The sequence below is a fragment of the Bradyrhizobium sp. USDA 3262 genome, assembly GCF_054060035.1.
Genome location: NZ_JBSSCT010000001.1, coordinates 3,628,527 through 3,646,222, shown reverse-complemented (window position 1 = coordinate 3,646,222; position 17,696 = coordinate 3,628,527). Strand labels below are relative to the sequence as shown.

Here is a 17,696-nt window from a genome sequence, read left to right as displayed (position 1 = left end):
GAAGCGTCGCAAAATTGTAGTGGCGCGGCGCCATGATCCCGTGCTCCATGGACAGGTCATGAGACAGCCCCGCCTTTCCCCTCTCGCCGCGCTCTGCGCGTTCGGACTGGCCGCAGCAAGCCCCTGCCTGGCGCAGGCCGCGGAGCCGGTGAGCCTGCGCATTCTCGCGATCAACGATTTCCACGGCTATCTGCGGCCGCCGCCGGGCGGCATCCGCATCACCGACCCCACTGATGCGACCAGGAAGATCATGGAGCCCGCCGGCGGCGCCGAGCGGATGGCCACCGTCGTCAAGCAGCTGCGCGAGGGCCACAAGAACAACATCTTCGTTGCGGCCGGCGACCTGATCGGCGCGAGCCCGTTCCTGTCGGCGATGTTTCACGACGAGCCGACCATCGAGTCGCTCTCGCTGATGGGACTTGCGATCTCCTCGGTCGGCAATCACGAATTCGACGAGGGCAAGGACGAGCTGCTGCGGATGCAGAATGGCGGCTGCCATCCGGTCGACAAATGCCAGGGGCCGCACCCGTTCACAGGGGCCAAATTCCGCTATCTCGCCGCCTCCACGATCGACAAGGCGACCGGCAAACCGGTGTTTCCGCCTTACGAGATCAAGCAGTTCGACGGCATTTCAGTGGCCTTCATCGGGCTGACGCTGAAGAACACCCCGAACCTGGTGTCGCCGGCCGGCGTCGCGAGCCTCGACTTCCGCGATGAGGCCGAGACCGTCAATGCGCTGGTCCCCGAGCTGAAGGCGAAGGGCGTCGAGGCGATCGTGGTGCTGATCCACGAAGGCGGTTTTCCGACCGGCGACTATAATGAATGTCCGGGGATCTCCGGGCCGATCGTCGACATCGTCAAGAAGTTCGATCGCGCGGTCGACGTCGTGATCTCCGGCCACACCCACCAGGCCTATGTCTGCGAGATCGACGGACGGCTCGTCACCTCCGGCGACAAATACGGCACCCTGGTCACCGCGATCGATCTTCAGCTCGATCCGAACAGCCATGATGTGATCAGCGCCAAGGCCGCCAACACCATCGTGCGGATCGCCGGCACCGCCAAGGATCCCGAGCAGAGCGCGCTGCTGGAATCCTACGACCGGCTGGCCGCGCCGATCGCGAGCCGCGCGGCAGGCTCGGTCACCGAAACGCTGTCGCGTACGCCCGCCGAGACCGGCGAAAGCGTGCTCGGCGATATCGTCGCCGATGCACAGCTGCTTGCAACCAGCGCCGAGCCCAATGGCGGCGCGGTGATCGCCTTCACCAATCCCGGCGGCGTGCGCACCGACATCGTCAAGCGCGAGGACGGCGCGGTGACCTATGCCGATATCTTCGCCAGCCAGCCGTTCCGCAACCAGCTCGTGACGATGACGCTGACCGGCAAGCAGCTCAAGGACGCGCTGGAGCAGCAATGGGCCGACCCGAAGCGGCCGCGCGCCCTCCAGGTCTCGAAGGGATTCTCCTATGCGTGGGATGCGAGCAAGCCCGACGGCGCGCGCATCATCGCCGCACGGATGTCGCTGGACGGCAAGCCGATCGACCCGGCCGCGAGCTACCGCGTCACCGTGAACAATTATCTCGCCGAGGGCGGCGACGGCTTCACGGTGTTCAAGCAAGGAACCGCGCAGCAATTCGGCATCTACGACGTCGATGCGCTCTATGCCTACTTCAAGGCCAACAGCCCGGTGGGCCCGACGGCAAGCAAGCGGATCGAGCGGATCAATTGAGTGAGATGTGGGGATGGCGTACGCAGCCCCTCGCGTCATTGCACGCGGAGCGGAGCAATCCATTGTCTCCGAGCATGCGGCAGCATGGATTGCTTCGCTCTGCTCGCAATGACGCGGAAAACGCCCCTGCTTTGAAAGGACGGGAACAGAGATGATGTCGGCCCTTTCCGGAACGCCGCTAACGGCCTAGATTAGGGCCTGCTCTTGCATGATCTTGGTCGGAAAACCGCTGCGCACTTTTCCGGATCATGCGTCCTCGCATGCGCATCCATTGCGCCGGGAATTTGCATGACACTGCTTCTGACGCATTCCGCCTGTCTCGACCACCTGACCCCTCCCGGACATCCCGAACGCCCCGACCGGCTGCGGGCGGTCGCCGAGGTGCTCGGCGAGGATCGCTTCAAGGCACTGGTGCGCGATTCCGCCCCGGAAGGCGACCTCGACACCGTGCTGCTCTGTCACGGCGAGCACTATGTCAGCGAACTCCGCCACATCGCGCCGACCTCCGGCATGATCTATATCGACGGCGACACCTCGATGTCGCCGGGCACCTGGGAAGCAGTGATGCGCGGCGTCGGCGGCGCGGTGGCCGCCACCGATGCGGTGATGGAGGGCAAGCATCAAAACGCCTTCGTCGCGGTGCGCCCGCCCGGGCACCACGCCGAGAAATCGACACCGATGGGCTTCTGCTTCTTCGACAATGCCGCGATCGCCGCACGCCACGCGCAGCGCAAATACGGCATCAAGCGCGCCGCGATCATCGATTTCGACGTCCATCACGGCAACGGCACGCAGGATATCTTCTGGGCCGACCCGACCGTGATGTATTGCTCGACGCACCAGATGCCGCTGTTCACCCGGCACCGGGGCCGCCGGCGAGCGCGGCGAGCACGACACCGTCGTCAACGCGCCGCTGGCGCCCGGCGACGGCGGCGCCAAGTTCCGCTCCGCTTTCGAGAACCTGATCCTGCCGCAACTAGAGAGGTTCTCCCCCGAACTCGTCGTCATCTCGGCGGGCTTCGACGCGCATCACCGCGATCCCCTGGCCTCGATCAACCTGACGGGCGAGGATTTCGGCTGGGTCACGCGCAAGCTGATGGATCTCGCCGACAAGAGCGCCGGCGGCCGCGTCGTCTCCGTCCTGGAAGGCGGCTACGACCTGCAGGGCCTGAAAGAGTCGGTGGCATCTCACGTCACCGCATTGATGGACGGGTAAATCCCCGCCACAATACGCCCGCAAAAATTCGATTGATTCTGCGCCGGGGCGAGCATGGCCTGCGACAGGTCATGTTTGGACGACAAGATCAGGTTGCGATCTGATCCACGCAATCGGGAACGCAAATGGCCGACAACACCCAAGCCGACGTGAAGAAGCTGTCCTTTGAACGCGCGATCGAGGAACTCGAATCGATCGTGAAGCGGCTCGAGGACGGCAAGGTTCCGCTTGAGGAATCGGTCGCGATCTACGAGCGCGGCGAGGCACTGAAGCGGCGCTGCGAGGAATTGCTGCGCCAGGCCGAAGCCCGCGTCGACAAGATCACCACCGACGCCTCGGGCCAGCCGACCGGGACCGAGCCGCTCGACGTGCAGTAGCGCCACCGACCACCTCGATCGCGCAGCACGATGTCCGCCACGGCGGGCAATTGTTGCTGCCCATTTCCAGCAAACCGTAACCCCACGGGCTCCCCGTGGCGGTCGTGTACGGCTGCGAATCAGGTTGAGCCGGCCCCGCTGGCTGCCGCCAAATTAGGCGAATTGGAACCCGCCCCCAGCCCAACCATTGAAAAGGCTAGGTTTTTCAGTGCGGCGCATAGGAACCCTGCGCGCCCTAGCGGGTTGGCTTTGGCTGCGGCTTTGGTGTAATGCTTCCAGTTCTATGGGCATTTGAGAGTGGCGGGCAGCCCGACTTTTCGGGCGGCATGCATCTCAAATGGTTCGACAAAACTGAACCGGGACGGGTGAAGAGCGACCAAGGTGATGCATATCACGTGGTCCAATCCGGAGTGAATCTAGGCTTACAACCAGGCACCGGCCTGCCGGGGCGGCACCCAGTGTCTGGCATTCGCTGCGCGGTGTGCGCGCCATCCCATCTCGCGTCGGGCGGTTCGTTCCGACAGGCAAAAATTGGAAATTCGCTGTGACCACATTTAGTAAGACGCCGCTTCTTGACACTATTCACACGCCGGATGACCTGCGCAAGCTGAAGGTCGAGCAGGTGCGGCAGGTTGCCGACGAGCTCCGCCAGGAAACCATCGACGCGGTGTCGGTGACCGGCGGCCATTTCGGCGCCGGCCTCGGCGTGGTCGAACTGACCACCGCCATCCACTACATCTTCGACACCCCGCGCGACCGCCTGATCTGGGACGTCGGCCACCAGGCCTATCCGCACAAGATCCTGACCGGACGCCGCGACCGCATCCGCACGCTGCGCACCGGCGGCGGCCTCTCCGGCTTCACCAAACGCACCGAGAGCGACTACGATCCGTTCGGCGCAGCGCACTCCTCGACCTCGATTTCGGCCGGCCTCGGCATGGCCGTGGCGCGCGATCTCTCCGGCGGCAAGAACAACGTTATCGCCGTGATCGGTGACGGCGCGATGTCGGCGGGCATGGCCTATGAGGCGATGAACAACGCCGGCGCGATGAACTCGCGCCTGATCGTGATCCTGAACGACAACGACATGTCGATCGCCCCGCCGGTCGGCGCGATGAGCGCCTATCTGTCGCGCCTCTACTCCGGCAAGACCTACCGCTCGCTGCGCGAGGCCGCCAAGCAGATCAACAAGCGTCTGCCGAAGATCCTCGCCAATCGCGCCAACCGCGTCGAGGAATATTCCCGCGGCTTCATGATGGACGGCGGCACGCTGTTCGAGGAACTCGGCTTCTACTATGTCGGCCCGATCGACGGTCACAATCTCGACCATCTGCTGCCGGTGCTGAAGAATGTCCGCGACATGGAGACCGGCCCGATCCTGGTTCACGTCGTGACCCAGAAGGGCAAGGGCTACGGCCCGGCCGAAGCCTCCGCCGACAAGTACCACGCCGTGGTCAAGTTCGACGTCGCGACCGGCACCCAGGCCAAGGCCAAGCCGAATGCGCCGGCCTACCAGAACGTATTCGGGCAGAGCCTCGTCAAGGAAGCCGAGAAGGACGACAAGATCGTCGCCATCACCGCGGCGATGCCGTCGGGCACCGGCGTCGACATCTTCAACAAGGCGTTCCCGGACCGCACCTTCGACGTCGGCATTGCCGAACAGCACGCGGTGACCTTCGCCGCCGGCCTCGCCACCGAAGGCTACAAGCCGTTCTGCGCGATCTATTCGACCTTCCTGCAGCGCGGCTATGACCAGGTGGTCCATGACGTCGCGATCCAGAGCCTTCCGGTCCGCTTCGCGATCGACCGCGCCGGCTTGGTGGGCGCCGACGGCGCGACGCATGCGGGTTCGTTCGACAGCGCTTATCTCGGCTGTCTGCCGAACATGGTGATCATGGCTGCCGCCGACGAGGCGGAACTGGTCCACATGGTGGCGACGCAGGTTGCGATCAACGATCGTCCGAGCGCGCTGCGCTATCCTCGCGGCGAAGGCCGCGGCATCGAGATGCCGGAAGTCGGCGTTGCCCTGGAAGTCGGCAAGGGCCGTATCATCCGCGAGGGCAAGAAGGTCGCGCTGCTGTCGTTCGGCACCCGTCTTGCCGAGTGCGAGAAGGCGGCCGACGAGCTCGCCGCCCACGGCCTTTCCGCGACGATCGCCGACGCGCGCTTCATGAAGCCGCTCGACGAAGAGATGATCATGAAGCTCGCGCGCGACCACGAGATCCTGATCACGATCGAGGAAGGCTCGATCGGCGGCTTCGGCTCGCATGTCATGCAGTTCCTGTCGGACAACGCCATGCTCGACAGCGGCATGCTCAAGTTCCGCTCGATGATCCTGCCCGACGTGTTCCTCGACCACGACACGCCGGCGGCGATGTATGCCCGCGCCGGTCTCGACGCCAAGAGCATCGTTGCCAAGGTGTTCGAGACCCTCGGCAAGGACTACAAGACCGAGACCGTCAAGCTCGCCTAATCGTTACGGGCGGCGCTCACTGGAGCATTTTCGGTTCTGATTGAATCAGAACCGAAGCTCCAGGTTCTCGCTCGAAACGCACCAGCCCCGGCACGTCCATGAAGATCTATCTGGCAGGTCCTGACGTGTTCCTGCCGGATGCCGTGGAGATCGGCCGCCGCAAGGCGGAGGTTTGCGCCTATCACGGGCTGACCGGGCTGTATCCGCTCGACAGCAGCATCGATCCCACCGCCGCCGGGGCCTCGCTCGCCATCTTCAAGAGCAACGAGGCGATGATGGAGTCTGCCGACGCCATCATCGCCAATTTGACGCCGTTTCGCGGCCCCAGTGCCGACGCAGGCACGGTTTACGAACTCGGCTACATGGCGGGACGCGGCAAACTGTGCCTCGCCTATTCCAACGATCCCACGTCCTACGCCAATCGCGTGGCGCGGCTGACTCAGGTCGTGCCGGCATCCGACGGACGCCTGATCGATGCGGAAGGGCTGACGGTGGAAGGGTTTGGATTACCGGACAATTTGATGATGATGCACGCGCTCGACCTGCACGGCAGCCCGCTGGTGACCCCGCGCGAGCCGTCGGCCGACCTCTGGCACGACCTCACCTCCTTCGAGGCCTGCGTGCGGCTCGCTGCCGCGCAGCGCCGGCAGGCGGCGAAGTGACCAGGGCGGGCGACAACGACAACGACGCATCCGCCGGCAAGCGCATCGACGTGCTGCTGGTGGAGCGCGGCCTGTTCGAAAGCCGGGCGCGGGCGCGCGCCGCGATCGACGCCGGGCTCGTCACCGCCGACGGCAAGCAGATCGCGAAGGCGTCCGAGATCGTCGCACTGGGCGCGGCCCTCTCGGCCGAGCCGGCGCATCCCTATGTCTCGCGCGGCGGCGTCAAGCTCGCCGGCGCGCTCGAGCACTATCCGATCGACGTCGAAGGCCATGTCTGCCTCGATGTCGGCGCCTCGACCGGCGGCTTCACCGAGGTGCTGCTCGCCAACGGCGCAAGCCTCGTGTTCGCCATCGATGTCGGCTACGGCCAGCTGCATCCCTCGCTGCAGGGGCATCCGAAGATCGTCTCCATGGAGGCGACCGACATCAGGAGTTTCGACGGCAAGCGCCTGCCGGCGCGGCCCGACATCGTGGTGATCGACGTCAGCTTCATCTCGCTGAAGCTGGTGCTGCCGGTTGCGCTGTCGCTGGCGGCCGCCCCGATGCATCTTTTGGCGTTGATCAAGCCGCAATTCGAGGCGGCGCGCAAACACTCCAAGCGCGGCGTGATCCGCAACGCGATGGTGCACCAGGAGATCTGCGACGATATCGCCGCCTTTGCCGCCTCGCAGGGCTGCACCGACATTCAGGTGTTCCCGTCCTCGATCTCGGGCGGCGACGGCAATATCGAATTCTTCCTCGGCGCGCGCCGTGGCTGAGCTTCTCACCATCGACCATGTCGGCCACCGCGGCGACGGCGTCGCGATCGAGGGATCGCAATCGATCTTCGTGCCTTATGCGCTGGCCGGCGAAACGGTCGAGGTCGACGATGTCCCGGGCAACCATCCCGACCGGCGGCGGCTGCTGCGGGTCGCGCAGGAAAGTCCCGAGCGCATCGCGCCGTTCTGTCCGCATTTCGGCGTCTGCGGCGGCTGCGCGATCCAGCACTGGAACGACGCGCCCTACCACGCCTGGAAGCGCAACATCGTGGTCGAGACGCTGGCGCAGGCGAAGATTGCGGCGGACGTCACAGCACTGGTCGATGCCCATGGGGCGGGCCGTCGCCGCATCACGCTGCACGGGCGCATGGGCCCCCATGACGTCCTCAAGGTCGGCTACGCCGCGGCAGGTTCGCACGACATCATCCCGGTCGATCGCTGCCCGATCCTCGATCCTGCGCTCGACGGTGCGCTTGAGGCGGCCTGGGCCACAGCCGAGCCACTGATCGCGATCGGCAAGCCGCTCGACATCCAGGTGACCGCGACCGTCAACGGCCTCGACATCGACGTGCGCGGCTCCGGCGCGCTGCCGACCAGCCTGATCACCACTTTGTCGCGCGTCGCGCAGAAGCACCGGCTGGCGCGGTTGACACGCCACGGCGAGCTGGTGCTGCAGCGCGGCTCCCCCGAGATTGCGATCGGAAAGGCGAAGGTCGTGCTGCCGCCCGGCTCGTTCCTGCAAGCGACCGTCAAGGGCGAGGAGACGTTGGCCGCGCTGGTTCGCGAGCATTGCGGACGCGCCAAGCATATCGCCGACCTGTTTTGCGGCGTCGGTCCGTTCGCGCTGCGCCTCGCGGAGAAGGCGCGGATCGCGGCCTTCGACAGCGATGCCGGCGCCATCACGGCGCTGCAGAAGGCCGCGCAATCGACGCCGGGGCTGAAGCCGCTCAAGGCCGAGGCGCGCGACCTGTTCCGCCGCCCCCTGATGCCGCAGGAATTGCGCGACTATGACGCCGTCGTGTTCGATCCGCCGCGACAGGGCGCACAGGCGCAAGTCACCCAGCTGGCGGCGAGCAAGGTGCCGGTGATCGTCGCGGTGTCCTGCAACGCCGCGACGTTTGCGCGCGACGCGAAAATCCTGATCGACGGCGGCTACAAGATCGCAGCTGTCACGCCGGTCGATCAGTTCCGCCACACCCCCCATGTCGAGCTGGTGGCGCGGTTCGCGCGCTGACAGGACGCAGCGCCTATCGCTGAGCGCGGGCGCTCCCGCTATAGTCTGCGCTCCATGTCCGACGATCCGCTGCTCGCACGCATCATTCCCGTTCTCGCCGCCGTACCGGGCGTCGCCGCCATCGTGCTCGGCGGCTCGCGGGCGCGCGGCACGGCGCATGACGCCTCCGACACCGATATCGGCCTCTACTATCGGGATGGCGCCGCGCCGGATATCGATCGGCTGCGCGAAGCTGTAACGGGTCTGGTCGACGACCCCGCTGCTGCGCATGTCACGCCGGTCGGCGAATGGGGACCGTGGATCGTCGGCGGTGCCTGGCTCACGATCGGCGGCCGCAAGGTCGACCTGCTCTACCGCAGCATCGATCAGGTCTCCGCTGTCATCGATGCTTGCCGGAACGGCGAGATCAGCATGCACTATCAGCCGGGCCATCCGTACGGCTTCTGCTCGGCGATCTGGATGGGCGAGGTCGCGCTGTGCCATCAGCTGCACGATCCCGACGGCCTCGTCGCGGCGCTAAAGGCGAGGACCGCGCCCTACCCGCCGGCCCTCCGCGATGCGTTGGTGCGGCGCTTTCAATGGGAAATCCTGTTCAGCATCGAGAATGCCGAGCTCGCCGTGCCGCGCGGCGACAGCACGCATATCGCCGGCTGCGCCTATCGCGCGCTGGCCTGCATCGCGCAGGTGCTGTTTGCGCTGAACGGGGCGTATCTGATCAACGAAAAGGGCGCGCTGGCGCAGGCCGCGAATTTTCCGGTGACCGTGCGCGGCCTCGCTGGTTGCGCCGCGGAGGTCTGGCGGCAGATCGGCGCGGCCGAGCACGCCGCCGCGTTGCAGACGTTGCGCATGCTGGAGAGTGAGCTCCAGAAGATTTGTAGGACGAGTTAGAACTCGTAGGATGGGTAGAGCGCAGCGAAACCCATCATTCGCGCCGCGGACATGAATTGATGGGTTTCGCTTCGCTCTACCCATCCTACGAGATCCACATGATCGGCTACCGCCCCCAGCGGTCCTGCCAGATCTTCTCGCCGATCAGGCAATTGACCCGCGGCTCCTTCTCGGCGGTCCGCATGATCGGGCGCTCGGGGGTGCGGCCGGCGACTTCGAGCAGCAGCTTGGTGCGGATCGCCTCCTTGAACTTCTCACGATCCTTGATCGTCACCACGAAGGAGCCCGGTCCGCCGATCACGCAGTCCTCGTAGTAATAGTCGAGATTTTCGATATCCATCGTCGAGTAGGACGGCTCCTTCACCATGATCGGCAGGCCGTTGATGACGATGCCCTTGTCGAGCGCCGCATCGCGCGCGGGCGTGATCGGCGTGCCGTTGTTATTAGGCCCGTCGCCGGAAATATCGATCACGCGGCGCAGGCCGCGATGCGGATTCTCGTCGAACATCGGGATCGCGAAATAGATCGCGCCGGAGATCGAGGTCCGCGAGGCGCGGCGCACCGGCGTCTTCATGATCTCGGCGGCGACCGCATCGGCGGATTCAGGGCCGTCGATCACCCGCCAGGGGATGATGATCTTCTGATCGTTGGAGGCGGCCCATTCGAAATAGGTGATCGAAATCTTGCCGTTCGGACCGGCCTTCAGCGCCTGCAGGAAATCCTTGGAAACGATGGCCTGCGCATAGCCCTCGCGCTGGATCGCGAGTTCGTCCATGTCCATCGAATAGGAAACGTCGACCGCGATTATCAACTCGATGTCGACGCTCGGTGTGGATTCCTTTTCAGCCAGGCGATGGCCGGGCTGGGTTCCCGGGCCGGGCGCGGCAACACCGGCCACATCGCCGCTGGCCAGCATGCCCGCGACAAGCACCGCTCCGATCGAGACATACCAGCGCATTGCGGCCCTCCCGTCGTATGAGTGTCATCGTGACACGCAATTCAGGCGGCGAAAAGCGCAGATATCAGCTGTCCTTCACATTCAGGTTAGACGTCCACACTCAAGTCAGACTTCGCTTGTCTCGAATGCGGCGACACGCGCCGTGCCGTTGCCGCAATGACGCCGTGCAAATCGAACGGTTCCAAGCCGCGCCCGAAGACGGTATTCTTACGGGGCAATCGCGAGGGAGTGCGATGCCAGATACCGTCGTCAAGCCGAATACCAGGACGAAGACCAAGGTCGAGCGGCCGCGCCTGCACAAGGTGATCCTGGTCAACGACGACTACACGCCGCGCGAATTCGTCGTCACCGTGCTGAAGGGTGAATTCCGCATGACCGACGACCAGGCCTACAAGGTGATGCTGACCGCGCATCAGCGCGGCGTCTGCGTCGTCGCTGTGTTCACCAGGGACATCGCCGAGACCAAGGCGACGCGCGCCACCGACGCCGGCCGCGCCAAGGGCTATCCGCTGCTGTTCACCACCGAACCCGAGGAATAGCGCGCCGGCGCCAGATTGCCGCGGGCCTTGCCACGTATTTTAGCGATCGCGGCGACCGGTGCTTTAGGGATCGCATGGTACCTACGCGGCATGTCCGTCGCGCTGCGCCAACAACTGTCCCTGCGGAAAACTCGCCCGGAGACCTCGTTCGGGCCGTTTCGCCCGTTGCCCGCCCTGCCCTGGCTGATCATGGCGGCGGCGCTGCGGATCGTCGGCTACGGCAATCTCGGCCTGATTGTGCCCGCGCTGGCGCTGGCCAACGCTTGCGTGCTGCTCGCCTTCTTCGCGACGGCACGGGACTCGATCCAGGCTTCCGGCGGCCGATCATCGCTCGGCGAATTGACGCTGGCCGAGCAGATCCGACTGTCGCTGTCGATCCTGTGGCGGATCGTGTTCGTGATGATCGTGGCGGCACTCGGCACCGCCGCGATCGGCTTCTCGTGGTTTGCGCCGTATCTCTTGTCGGGCCTCGACGGCATGGCCTTCGATCAGGTCACCCATCTCGGCCGGTTCTGGAGTGCGGCGATCGCGGCGCTGGTGCTGCTGATCATCGTCAATGCAGAAGGCAATGGCGGTCGCGTCGCGCTGTTTGCCGCCGTCAAGGACCTTGGCCGGCACGCGCTCTGGCTTGGCGCGGCGGTGCTCGTGCTGGGCGCGATCAACGTTGCGCTGGGCTACGGGCAGGCGCTTGTGCGCACCGCGATCTGGGACTTCTGGCAAATCTCGATGGTGGGCCAGCCGATCAAGAACCTGGTCTACGTCGTCTTCATCTTCGGCTTCGCGATGCTGCGGCTGTGGATCACATTGTCGATCCTGACCTTCGGCCTGAAGCAGTCTTACGCCCGCAGCGGCTAGCTAGCAGCAGCGACCGGCGCCTCGTCGAACAGGCCGTAGACCCGTTCGGCCTTGGCAAATCCCGCGATCGGAAACTCGCCGAGATCGCTCCAGCCGCCGTCGCTGATGCCGGCGAAGCGCTCCGAGGCCACCACGGTGCGGCCGAGACGGCCGGCGATCTTCTCCAGCCGCGCGGCGAGATTGACCGCCGGACCGATGCAGGTGAAGTCGAGCCGGTTGCCGCCGCCGATATTGCCGTAGAGCACGCGCCCGAGATGCAGCGCGAGGCCGAAACGGAAGCGTTCGACGGCATCGCCGTTGGCGAATTGCAGCGCCTCGACGCCGGCGCGGGACGCGCGCGCGGCCTCCAGCACGCGTGAGCAGACCTGCACCTCGTCGCCGAGATATTCGTCGACCGGGAACACCGCGAGCAGGCCGTCGCCCATGAATTTGAGCACTTCGCCGCCATGGTCGCGGATCGCGGTGACCTGGCAATCGAAATAGAGGTTGAGGATCTCCACCACCGTCTCGGCCGGCAGGCGGTCCGACAGCGCGGTGAAGCCGCGCAGGTCCGACAGCCAGATCGCGGCATCCATCGTATCGGCATGGCCGCGCCGGATCTGGCCGCCCATGATGCGCTCGCCGGCACGGTTGCCGACATAGGTGTCGAGCAAGAGCGAGGCGGTGCGGCGCAGGGTGATGATCTCGATATAGCGCGCCAATGGCACGGCGATCGACCGGATCGCATCGAGCTGCTCGTCGGTGAAGCCGCCCGGCTGCCTGGTGGTCCAGCTCGAGGCATTGACGAAGCCGTCGGTATAGACCAGCGGCACGGCGATGTAGTCGGTGACGCCTTCGGCCTGCAGGTCCACGACGATCGGAAACCGGGCGCTTGCGGGATCGTCGAGCCGCGCGCGGACTTCAACACCCTGCCTGAAGACGGTCGACAGCGGGCTGACGGCAAATTCCGGGGAGTCCAGGATGTTGTGATCGACGGTGCCGGTCTCGACCTCGGCGCCGGGCTTCCAGAAGAAATGGCGGCCATAGATCTCCGGATGCAGCGTGCGCACGAAGACGCCGATGCGCCACAGCGGCAATCCGGCCCGCACCAGCCGTTCGCAGCATTCCGCCATCATCTGCGGCGGGGTCGGCGCCGACCGCGCGCCGCCAATCATCCACTCGATGATGTCCCGAAGCTCCGACGCGTTCATGGCATTCCCCCAGGGCGGTCTGGCGACCGCCACTATATAGGGGATCAGCGCCCGGTCTGCCCGCGGTCGCGCAGAAAATGATCGGCCAGCACGCAGGCCATCATGGCCTCGCCGACCGGCACCGCCCGGATGCCGACGCAGGGGTCGTGGCGACCCTTGGTCAGGATGTCGGTATCGGCACCCTTGCGGTCCACGGTCCGGCGCGTGGTCAGGATCGAGGAGGTCGGCTTGACCGCAAAGCGCACCACCACCGGCTGGCCGGTCGAGATGCCGCCGAGGACGCCGCCGGCATGGTTGGACAGGAAACGCGTTCCGTTGTTGCCGGTCCGCATCTCGTCGGCGTTCTCCTCGCCCGACAATTGGGCGGCGCCGAAGCCGGCGCCGATCTCGACGCCCTTGACCGCGTTGATGCTCATCATCGCCGCCGCCAGGTCGCTGTCGAGTTTGGCGTAAATCGGCGCGCCAAGCCCGGCCGGCACGCCCTCGGCGACGACCTCGATGACGGCGCCGATCGAGGAGCCGCTCTTCCTTATGCCGTCGAGATAGCTTTCGAAGAACGCCGCCTTGTCCTTGTCGGGACAGAAGAACGGATTGTTCGCAATCTCGTCCCAGTCCCACTTCTCGCGGTCGATCTTGTGCGGCCCCATCTGCACCAGCGCACCGCGCACCTTCACCTCGGGCAGGACCTTGCGCGCGATCGCGCCGGCCGCGACGCGGGTCGCGGTCTCGCGCGCGGAGGAGCGTCCGCCGCCGCGATAGTCGCGCAGGCCGTATTTCGCTTCATAGGTGAAGTCGGCGTGGCCGGGGCGGAACTTGTCCTTGATCTCGGAATAATCCTTCGAACGCTGATCGGTGTTCTCGATCAGCAGCGCGATCGGCGTGCCGGTCGTCACCTGCACCCCGCTCTCCGGATGCGCCATCACGCCGGACAGGATCTTCACCGCATCCGGCTCCTGGCGCTGCGTGGTGAAGCGCGACTGGCCGGGGCGGCGGCGGTCGAGGTCGTGCTGGATCTCCTCCACGGTCAGGGGGATCAGCGGCGGGCAGCCGTCGACGACGCAGCCGATCGCGACCCCATGGCTCTCGCCGAAGGTCGTGACGCGGAACATATGGCCGAAGGTATTGAAGGACATGGCGTGTCGTAACGCGCAGGGTCGGCAGCGTCAAACGAGTTTCATGGCCCCAAAGACGCGGGTGGCCGGGCGCCCTTAACTATACTTCCGCAACCCCGCCGCGCCGAACACATAGACCGCCCCCTGCTCGATAGTGAGCTCGGCGGCCGAGGCCGTGGTCTCGAAGCCGAGCGCCACCATCAGCGCCCGCGCCGTGCCGCCATGGGCAACCGCGACCGTGTCTGCCGTCACCGAGCGATACCAGTCGGTCATCCGCACCTGGACGTCGACGTAGCTCTCGCCGCCGGCCGGCGACACCGTCCACTTCTCGGCTAAACGGCGGGCATACAGCGCGGGATCCGCAGCCTGCGCCTGCGCCAAGGTCGAGCCCTCCCACGTCCCGTAGCCGATCTCGCGCAGTCGCCTGTCGAGGGCGTAGTCGCCGGGCGGCAGGCCGAGCTCGGCGCGCACCAGCTCCATGGTGGCGCGCGCCCGGATCAGCGGGCTCGCGACGAACGGCACCGTCGTCTTGTCACGGCCGTCGCGCGCCAGGAGATCGGCGAGGATGCGCCCGGCATGCGCAGCCTGGGCGCGGCCGCGCTCATTGAGGGCGATGTCCTGCACGCCCTGGAGCCGGCCTTCGGCGTTCCACGCGGTCTCGCCGTGGCGGATGTAATAGATCGTCGGTACCGGCATTCCCGTAACGGCTGGTCCCTGCTGAGTGAGAGATGTCGGCCGCCTCAAGGCTTCCACGCTTCGAATTTTTTCGGCCCGGAGGTACACCAGCACTTCGGCCGGCGACAAGCCCAAATCGGCCGCAGCTTGGGCGGTATGCGCGCAGATCGGCGCAGACGGAATAGCCACGCCGCCAGGGTGTTATGTTGGACAAGGCGGCTATCGCCGCAACCATCGAAGACTGGGATGCATGACCGCGTTTCGTCAAAGTGTCGAAGCCATGATTCCCGCGCTGCGCCGCTATGCGCGCGCGCTGGCGCGTGACACGGATATCGCCGACGATCTGGTGCAGGACACGCTGGTACGGGCGCTGCGCTCGGAGCGGCTGTTTCTCGGCGGCGACGTCAGGAGCTGGCTCTACACGATCCTGACCAATCTGAACAAGAATCGCCGGCGTTCGCTGGCGCGGCGGCCGGCGTTCGTGCCGCTGCTCGACAACAATGCCGACGCCAGCGGGACCGAGGCCGAGGGACGCGACATCGAGCGCGCGCTGTCGACGCTGGTCGAGGAGCAACGCTCGGTGCTGCTGCTCGTCATGCTGGAGGGCATGAGCTACCGGGAGGTCGCCGATATCCAGGGCGTGCCGATCGGCACGGTGATGTCCCGCCTCGCCCGCGCCCGCGCCCATGTCCGGGCTTCGATCGAGGGCCAGCGCCCGGCGCTGCGACGGGTGAAATGATAATGTGCGCGATGGCCGGCATGACGCATGAACGATTTTCGAACAAGATTTGGCAGAGACGACTGATATGACCGACCCGAACATTCCCGTCACCGAAGACGAGCTGCACGCTTACGTCGACAACGAGCTGCCGGCCGAACGCCGCGGCGATGTCGAGGCGTGGCTTGGCACGCATCCTGACGACGCGGCGCGGGTGCAGTCATGGCGCGCGATGGCCGAGACATTGCATGCACGCTACGACACCGTGCTGGACGAGGCGGTGCCGAAACGGCTCGAGCTCGAGCGGCTGGTGCGCCAGCCGCGCCGCTGGGTCTATGGCGCGGTGGCGGCGACGCTCATGGCCTTCGTCGCCGGCGGCGGCGCCGGCTGGATCGCGCGCGGAGCGGCGGCGACGCCGTCGGCCTTCCAGAGCTTCACGGTCGATGCACTCGATGCGCATCGGCTCTACGTGGTCGAGGTCCGGCATCCCGTCGAGGTGCCCGGCAGCGAGCGCGACCACCTGCAGCAATGGCTGACCAAGCGCTGCGGCTGGGACGTCCGCGCGCCGGAGCTGACCGGGCTGAAGCTGGTCGGCGGCCGCCTCCTGCCCGGACCGAGCGGCCCGGCGTCGTTCCTGATGTATGAGAGCACGTCCGGCGAGCGCTTCACGGTCTACACCGCCAAGGCGAAGACCGAGGCGACCCAGATGCGCTACGCCGCGCAGGGCAGCGACGGCGCGCTGTTCTGGGCCGATCGGGGCGTTGCCTATGTCGTCAGCGGCGGCACCGATCGCACGCGCCTGACCCAGGTCGCGCAGGCCGTCTATGATCAGATGGAGAAGAGCGGCGGGTGATCTTCCGTAATTTTACGGAAGATCAGGTCGTCGAAATTGCTTCATTTCGAGTAAGTGAATCCAGCCTCACTCAGCGTCCCAATTCCGACATCGAAAACTTCGATTCGCGTCATCGACGCGTCTCATTATCGCACCGGATGCTCACGCGAAGATGATCCGCGCCCGATCCGCCGATCGGCGCACGCGGCCTCGATTGGGGTTTTGTGTACCGCGCTGGTCCCCCTCTCGAGGCCGCACTCCTTTTCCGTCATCCGATCTGCACGCCGCAGACCTCGGACGGCCAGTTATCCTTTGTGACGCGCTCGCAATGCCCGCGTCTACCCCGATAGACTCCGGGGTAGTTGCAGTTTCGCGTCTTCGCGTCTTTGGGGCACGCTCTCGGCGGTCAGCCGAGATCGCTGCGCGGATTATAGGGGTTACGATCCCGCCACGTCTGCATCAATGCCTCAAGCTCGGCATCGTTCCCGTCGGGAAGGATGATGCGGGTCGTGACGTAGAGATCGCCGACAACGCCTGCCTTCGATAGCCCCTTGCCCTTGAGGCGGAAAGTACGGCCGCTCGAGGTGTTTTTGGGGATCGACAGTTCGACCGCGCTGCCGAGGGTCGGCACGCGGACCTTGCCGCCCAGCACCGCCTCGTAGAGGGTGATGGGCAGGTCGATCCGGAGATCGTTGCCGTCGACCTTGAAGAACGGGTGTGGCGCGATCGAGATCGTGATCAGGAGATCGCCGGGCGGATGGCCTTGCGCGGTCTCGCCCTGCCCCTTCAGCCGGATCTGCTGGCCCGCAGCAACCCCGGGCGGAATCTTGACGTTGAGCTCGCGGCCGGTCGGCAGGCGGACGCGCTTGTCGCCGCCCCTGACCGATTCCTCCAGCGACACCGTCATGGCGACCGAAAGATCAAGGTCGACGCCGACCCCGCCGCCGTCAAACTCGAACGGACTGGCCCGGCCCGCGCGGCCGCCGCCGCCACGAGCGGCATTGCCGAACATGCTGTTGAGGATGTCCTCGAAGCTGCCGCCGCCCGTGCCGCCGCCGGGCCCAGAGCGGAAACTGTACTCGAAGCCGCCCGGACCGGCACGGCCGCCGGCGCCGCCACCAGGGAAACCTTGGAAGCGTGGCTTGCCTTCGGCATCGATCTCGCCGCGATCGAACTGCTTGCGCTTGTCCTCGTCGCCGACGATCTCGTTGGCCGTGTTGATCTCCGCAAAGCGGGCCGCCGCCTTCGGATCATTCTTGTTGTTGTCAGGGTGATGCTTCTTGGCGAGCTTGCGATAGGCGCTCTTGATCGTCGCAGCGCTAGCGCTCCGCTGCACCCCCAAGACCTCATAGGGGTCGCGCATCCGTCACGTCTCCTTCACGGGAAAAATCAGTCCTGGCCGGGAACCCGTCCGGGCCCACTTTGCCTTCATGTGGGGGCTCAGTGGCATTTTTGCAACTAGTCCGGCTTCGCCGGAATT

At 65.8% G+C, this 17,696-nt stretch carries 16 protein-coding genes and 1 pseudogene; 12 read left to right on the top strand and 5 right to left on the bottom strand.

Annotation, left to right across the window (positions count from 1 at the left end; genetic code table 11):
* Positions 1-58 precede the first annotated feature (58 nt).
* The 8 genes and pseudogenes from ACVWYP_RS16775 to ACVWYP_RS16740 all read left to right on the top strand — a co-directional run bounded on the left by ACVWYP_RS16775 (position 59) and on the right by ACVWYP_RS16740 (position 9,337).
* The gene (locus ACVWYP_RS16775; protein WP_304499084.1) at positions 59-1,729 is read left to right on the top strand and encodes a bifunctional metallophosphatase/5'-nucleotidase; all 1,671 of its coding nucleotides are present in this window, start codon (positions 59-61) and stop codon (positions 1,727-1,729) included.
* A 288-nt stretch (positions 1,730-2,017) separates the two neighbouring features.
* A pseudogene (locus ACVWYP_RS16770) lies at positions 2,018-2,945 on the top strand (histone deacetylase family protein).
* A 125-nt stretch (positions 2,946-3,070) separates the two neighbouring features.
* Positions 3,071-3,322 (top strand): exodeoxyribonuclease VII small subunit, encoded by a 252-nt coding sequence (locus tag ACVWYP_RS16765; protein ID WP_028339500.1) that lies wholly within the window; start codon positions 3,071-3,073, stop codon positions 3,320-3,322.
* 544 nt (positions 3,323-3,866) lie between these two features.
* A complete protein-coding gene (gene dxs / locus ACVWYP_RS16760; RefSeq protein ID WP_304499083.1) occupies positions 3,867-5,795 on the top strand; it encodes a 1-deoxy-D-xylulose-5-phosphate synthase in 1,929 nt (642 codons plus the stop codon).
* Positions 5,796-5,893: 98 nt separating this feature from the next.
* On the top strand, positions 5,894-6,457 hold the full coding sequence (locus ACVWYP_RS16755; protein ID WP_304499082.1) for a nucleoside 2-deoxyribosyltransferase: 564 nt from the start codon (positions 5,894-5,896) through the stop codon (positions 6,455-6,457).
* Positions 6,454-7,215, top strand: a complete 762-nt coding sequence (locus ACVWYP_RS16750; protein WP_304499081.1) for a TlyA family RNA methyltransferase — start codon at positions 6,454-6,456, stop codon at positions 7,213-7,215. Before ACVWYP_RS16755 ends, ACVWYP_RS16750 begins: the two co-directional genes overlap by 4 nt.
* Positions 7,208-8,449: a class I SAM-dependent RNA methyltransferase gene (locus ACVWYP_RS16745; RefSeq protein WP_304499080.1), complete on the top strand. Its 1,242-nt coding sequence runs from the start codon at positions 7,208-7,210 to the stop codon at positions 8,447-8,449. Before ACVWYP_RS16750 ends, ACVWYP_RS16745 begins: the two co-directional genes overlap by 8 nt.
* A gap of 54 nt (positions 8,450-8,503) precedes the next feature.
* A complete protein-coding gene (locus ACVWYP_RS16740) occupies positions 8,504-9,337 on the top strand; it encodes a nucleotidyltransferase domain-containing protein (RefSeq protein WP_304499079.1) in 834 nt (277 codons plus the stop codon).
* 106 nt (positions 9,338-9,443) lie between these two features.
* Here ACVWYP_RS16740 and ACVWYP_RS16735 read toward each other — a convergent pair whose 3' ends face one another.
* Positions 9,444-10,295, bottom strand: a complete 852-nt coding sequence (locus ACVWYP_RS16735; RefSeq protein ID WP_028339506.1) for a DUF1194 domain-containing protein — start codon at positions 10,293-10,295, stop codon at positions 9,444-9,446.
* Positions 10,296-10,528: 233 nt separating this feature from the next.
* Between ACVWYP_RS16735 and clpS the strand changes: the two genes are divergently transcribed.
* Positions 10,529-10,834: an ATP-dependent Clp protease adapter ClpS gene (gene clpS / locus ACVWYP_RS16730; protein ID WP_028339507.1), complete on the top strand. Its 306-nt coding sequence runs from the start codon at positions 10,529-10,531 to the stop codon at positions 10,832-10,834.
* A 90-nt stretch (positions 10,835-10,924) separates the two neighbouring features.
* Entirely contained in the window at positions 10,925-11,689 is a 765-nt protein-coding gene (locus tag ACVWYP_RS16725; protein WP_304499078.1) for a hypothetical protein, read from the top strand.
* Here ACVWYP_RS16725 and ACVWYP_RS16720 read toward each other — a convergent pair.
* The 3 genes from ACVWYP_RS16720 to ACVWYP_RS16710 all read right to left on the bottom strand — a co-directional run bounded on the left by ACVWYP_RS16720 (position 11,686) and on the right by ACVWYP_RS16710 (position 14,687).
* Positions 11,686-12,879, bottom strand: coding sequence for an adenylate/guanylate cyclase domain-containing protein (locus ACVWYP_RS16720; protein WP_304499077.1), 1,194 nt, complete (start codon positions 12,877-12,879; stop codon positions 11,686-11,688). The genes ACVWYP_RS16725 and ACVWYP_RS16720 overlap by 4 nt on opposite strands.
* A 44-nt stretch (positions 12,880-12,923) precedes the next feature.
* Positions 12,924-14,012 (bottom strand): chorismate synthase, encoded by a 1,089-nt coding sequence (gene aroC / locus ACVWYP_RS16715; RefSeq protein WP_304499076.1) that lies wholly within the window; start codon positions 14,010-14,012, stop codon positions 12,924-12,926.
* 75 nt (positions 14,013-14,087) lie between these two features.
* On the bottom strand, positions 14,088-14,687 hold the full coding sequence (locus ACVWYP_RS16710) for a histidine phosphatase family protein (RefSeq protein ID WP_304499075.1): 600 nt from the start codon (positions 14,685-14,687) through the stop codon (positions 14,088-14,090).
* Positions 14,688-14,916: 229 nt separating this feature from the next.
* Between ACVWYP_RS16710 and ACVWYP_RS16705 the strand changes: the two genes are divergently transcribed.
* Both ACVWYP_RS16705 and ACVWYP_RS16700 read left to right on the top strand, forming a co-directional pair.
* On the top strand, positions 14,917-15,405 hold the full coding sequence (locus ACVWYP_RS16705) for a sigma-70 family RNA polymerase sigma factor (protein WP_016844579.1): 489 nt from the start codon (positions 14,917-14,919) through the stop codon (positions 15,403-15,405).
* A gap of 67 nt (positions 15,406-15,472) precedes the next feature.
* A complete protein-coding gene (locus tag ACVWYP_RS16700) occupies positions 15,473-16,237 on the top strand; it encodes an anti-sigma factor family protein (RefSeq protein ID WP_304499074.1) in 765 nt (254 codons plus the stop codon).
* A 385-nt stretch (positions 16,238-16,622) separates the two neighbouring features.
* Here ACVWYP_RS16700 and ACVWYP_RS16695 read toward each other — a convergent pair whose 3' ends face one another.
* Entirely contained in the window at positions 16,623-17,579 is a 957-nt protein-coding gene (locus ACVWYP_RS16695) for a J domain-containing protein (RefSeq protein ID WP_304499073.1), read from the bottom strand.
* Between the last annotated feature and the right edge of the window lie 117 nt (positions 17,580-17,696).

Excerpts from the sequence above, each read along its gene's own strand:
- ACVWYP_RS16775 (WP_304499084.1), top strand. The coding sequence starts at position 59 with ATGAGACAGCCCCGCCTTTCCCCTCTCGCCGCGCTCTGCGCGTTCGGA.
- ACVWYP_RS16765 (WP_028339500.1), top strand. The coding sequence starts at position 3,071 with ATGGCCGACAACACCCAAGCCGACGTGAAGAAGCTGTCCTTTGAACGC.
- ACVWYP_RS16755 (WP_304499082.1), top strand. The coding sequence starts at position 5,894 with ATGAAGATCTATCTGGCAGGTCCTGACGTGTTCCTGCCGGATGCCGTG.
- ACVWYP_RS16740 (WP_304499079.1), top strand. The coding sequence starts at position 8,504 with ATGTCCGACGATCCGCTGCTCGCACGCATCATTCCCGTTCTCGCCGCC.
- ACVWYP_RS16735 (WP_028339506.1), bottom strand. The coding sequence starts at position 10,295 with ATGCGCTGGTATGTCTCGATCGGAGCGGTGCTTGTCGCGGGCATGCTG.
- clpS (WP_028339507.1), top strand. The coding sequence starts at position 10,529 with ATGCCAGATACCGTCGTCAAGCCGAATACCAGGACGAAGACCAAGGTC.
- ACVWYP_RS16725 (WP_304499078.1), top strand. The coding sequence starts at position 10,925 with ATGTCCGTCGCGCTGCGCCAACAACTGTCCCTGCGGAAAACTCGCCCG.
- ACVWYP_RS16720 (WP_304499077.1), bottom strand. The coding sequence starts at position 12,879 with ATGAACGCGTCGGAGCTTCGGGACATCATCGAGTGGATGATTGGCGGC.
- aroC (WP_304499076.1), bottom strand. The coding sequence starts at position 14,012 with ATGTCCTTCAATACCTTCGGCCATATGTTCCGCGTCACGACCTTCGGC.
- ACVWYP_RS16710 (WP_304499075.1), bottom strand. The coding sequence starts at position 14,687 with ATGCCGGTACCGACGATCTATTACATCCGCCACGGCGAGACCGCGTGG.
- ACVWYP_RS16705 (WP_016844579.1), top strand. The coding sequence starts at position 14,917 with ATGACCGCGTTTCGTCAAAGTGTCGAAGCCATGATTCCCGCGCTGCGC.
- ACVWYP_RS16700 (WP_304499074.1), top strand. The coding sequence starts at position 15,473 with ATGACCGACCCGAACATTCCCGTCACCGAAGACGAGCTGCACGCTTAC.
- ACVWYP_RS16695 (WP_304499073.1), bottom strand. The coding sequence starts at position 17,579 with ATGCGCGACCCCTATGAGGTCTTGGGGGTGCAGCGGAGCGCTAGCGCT.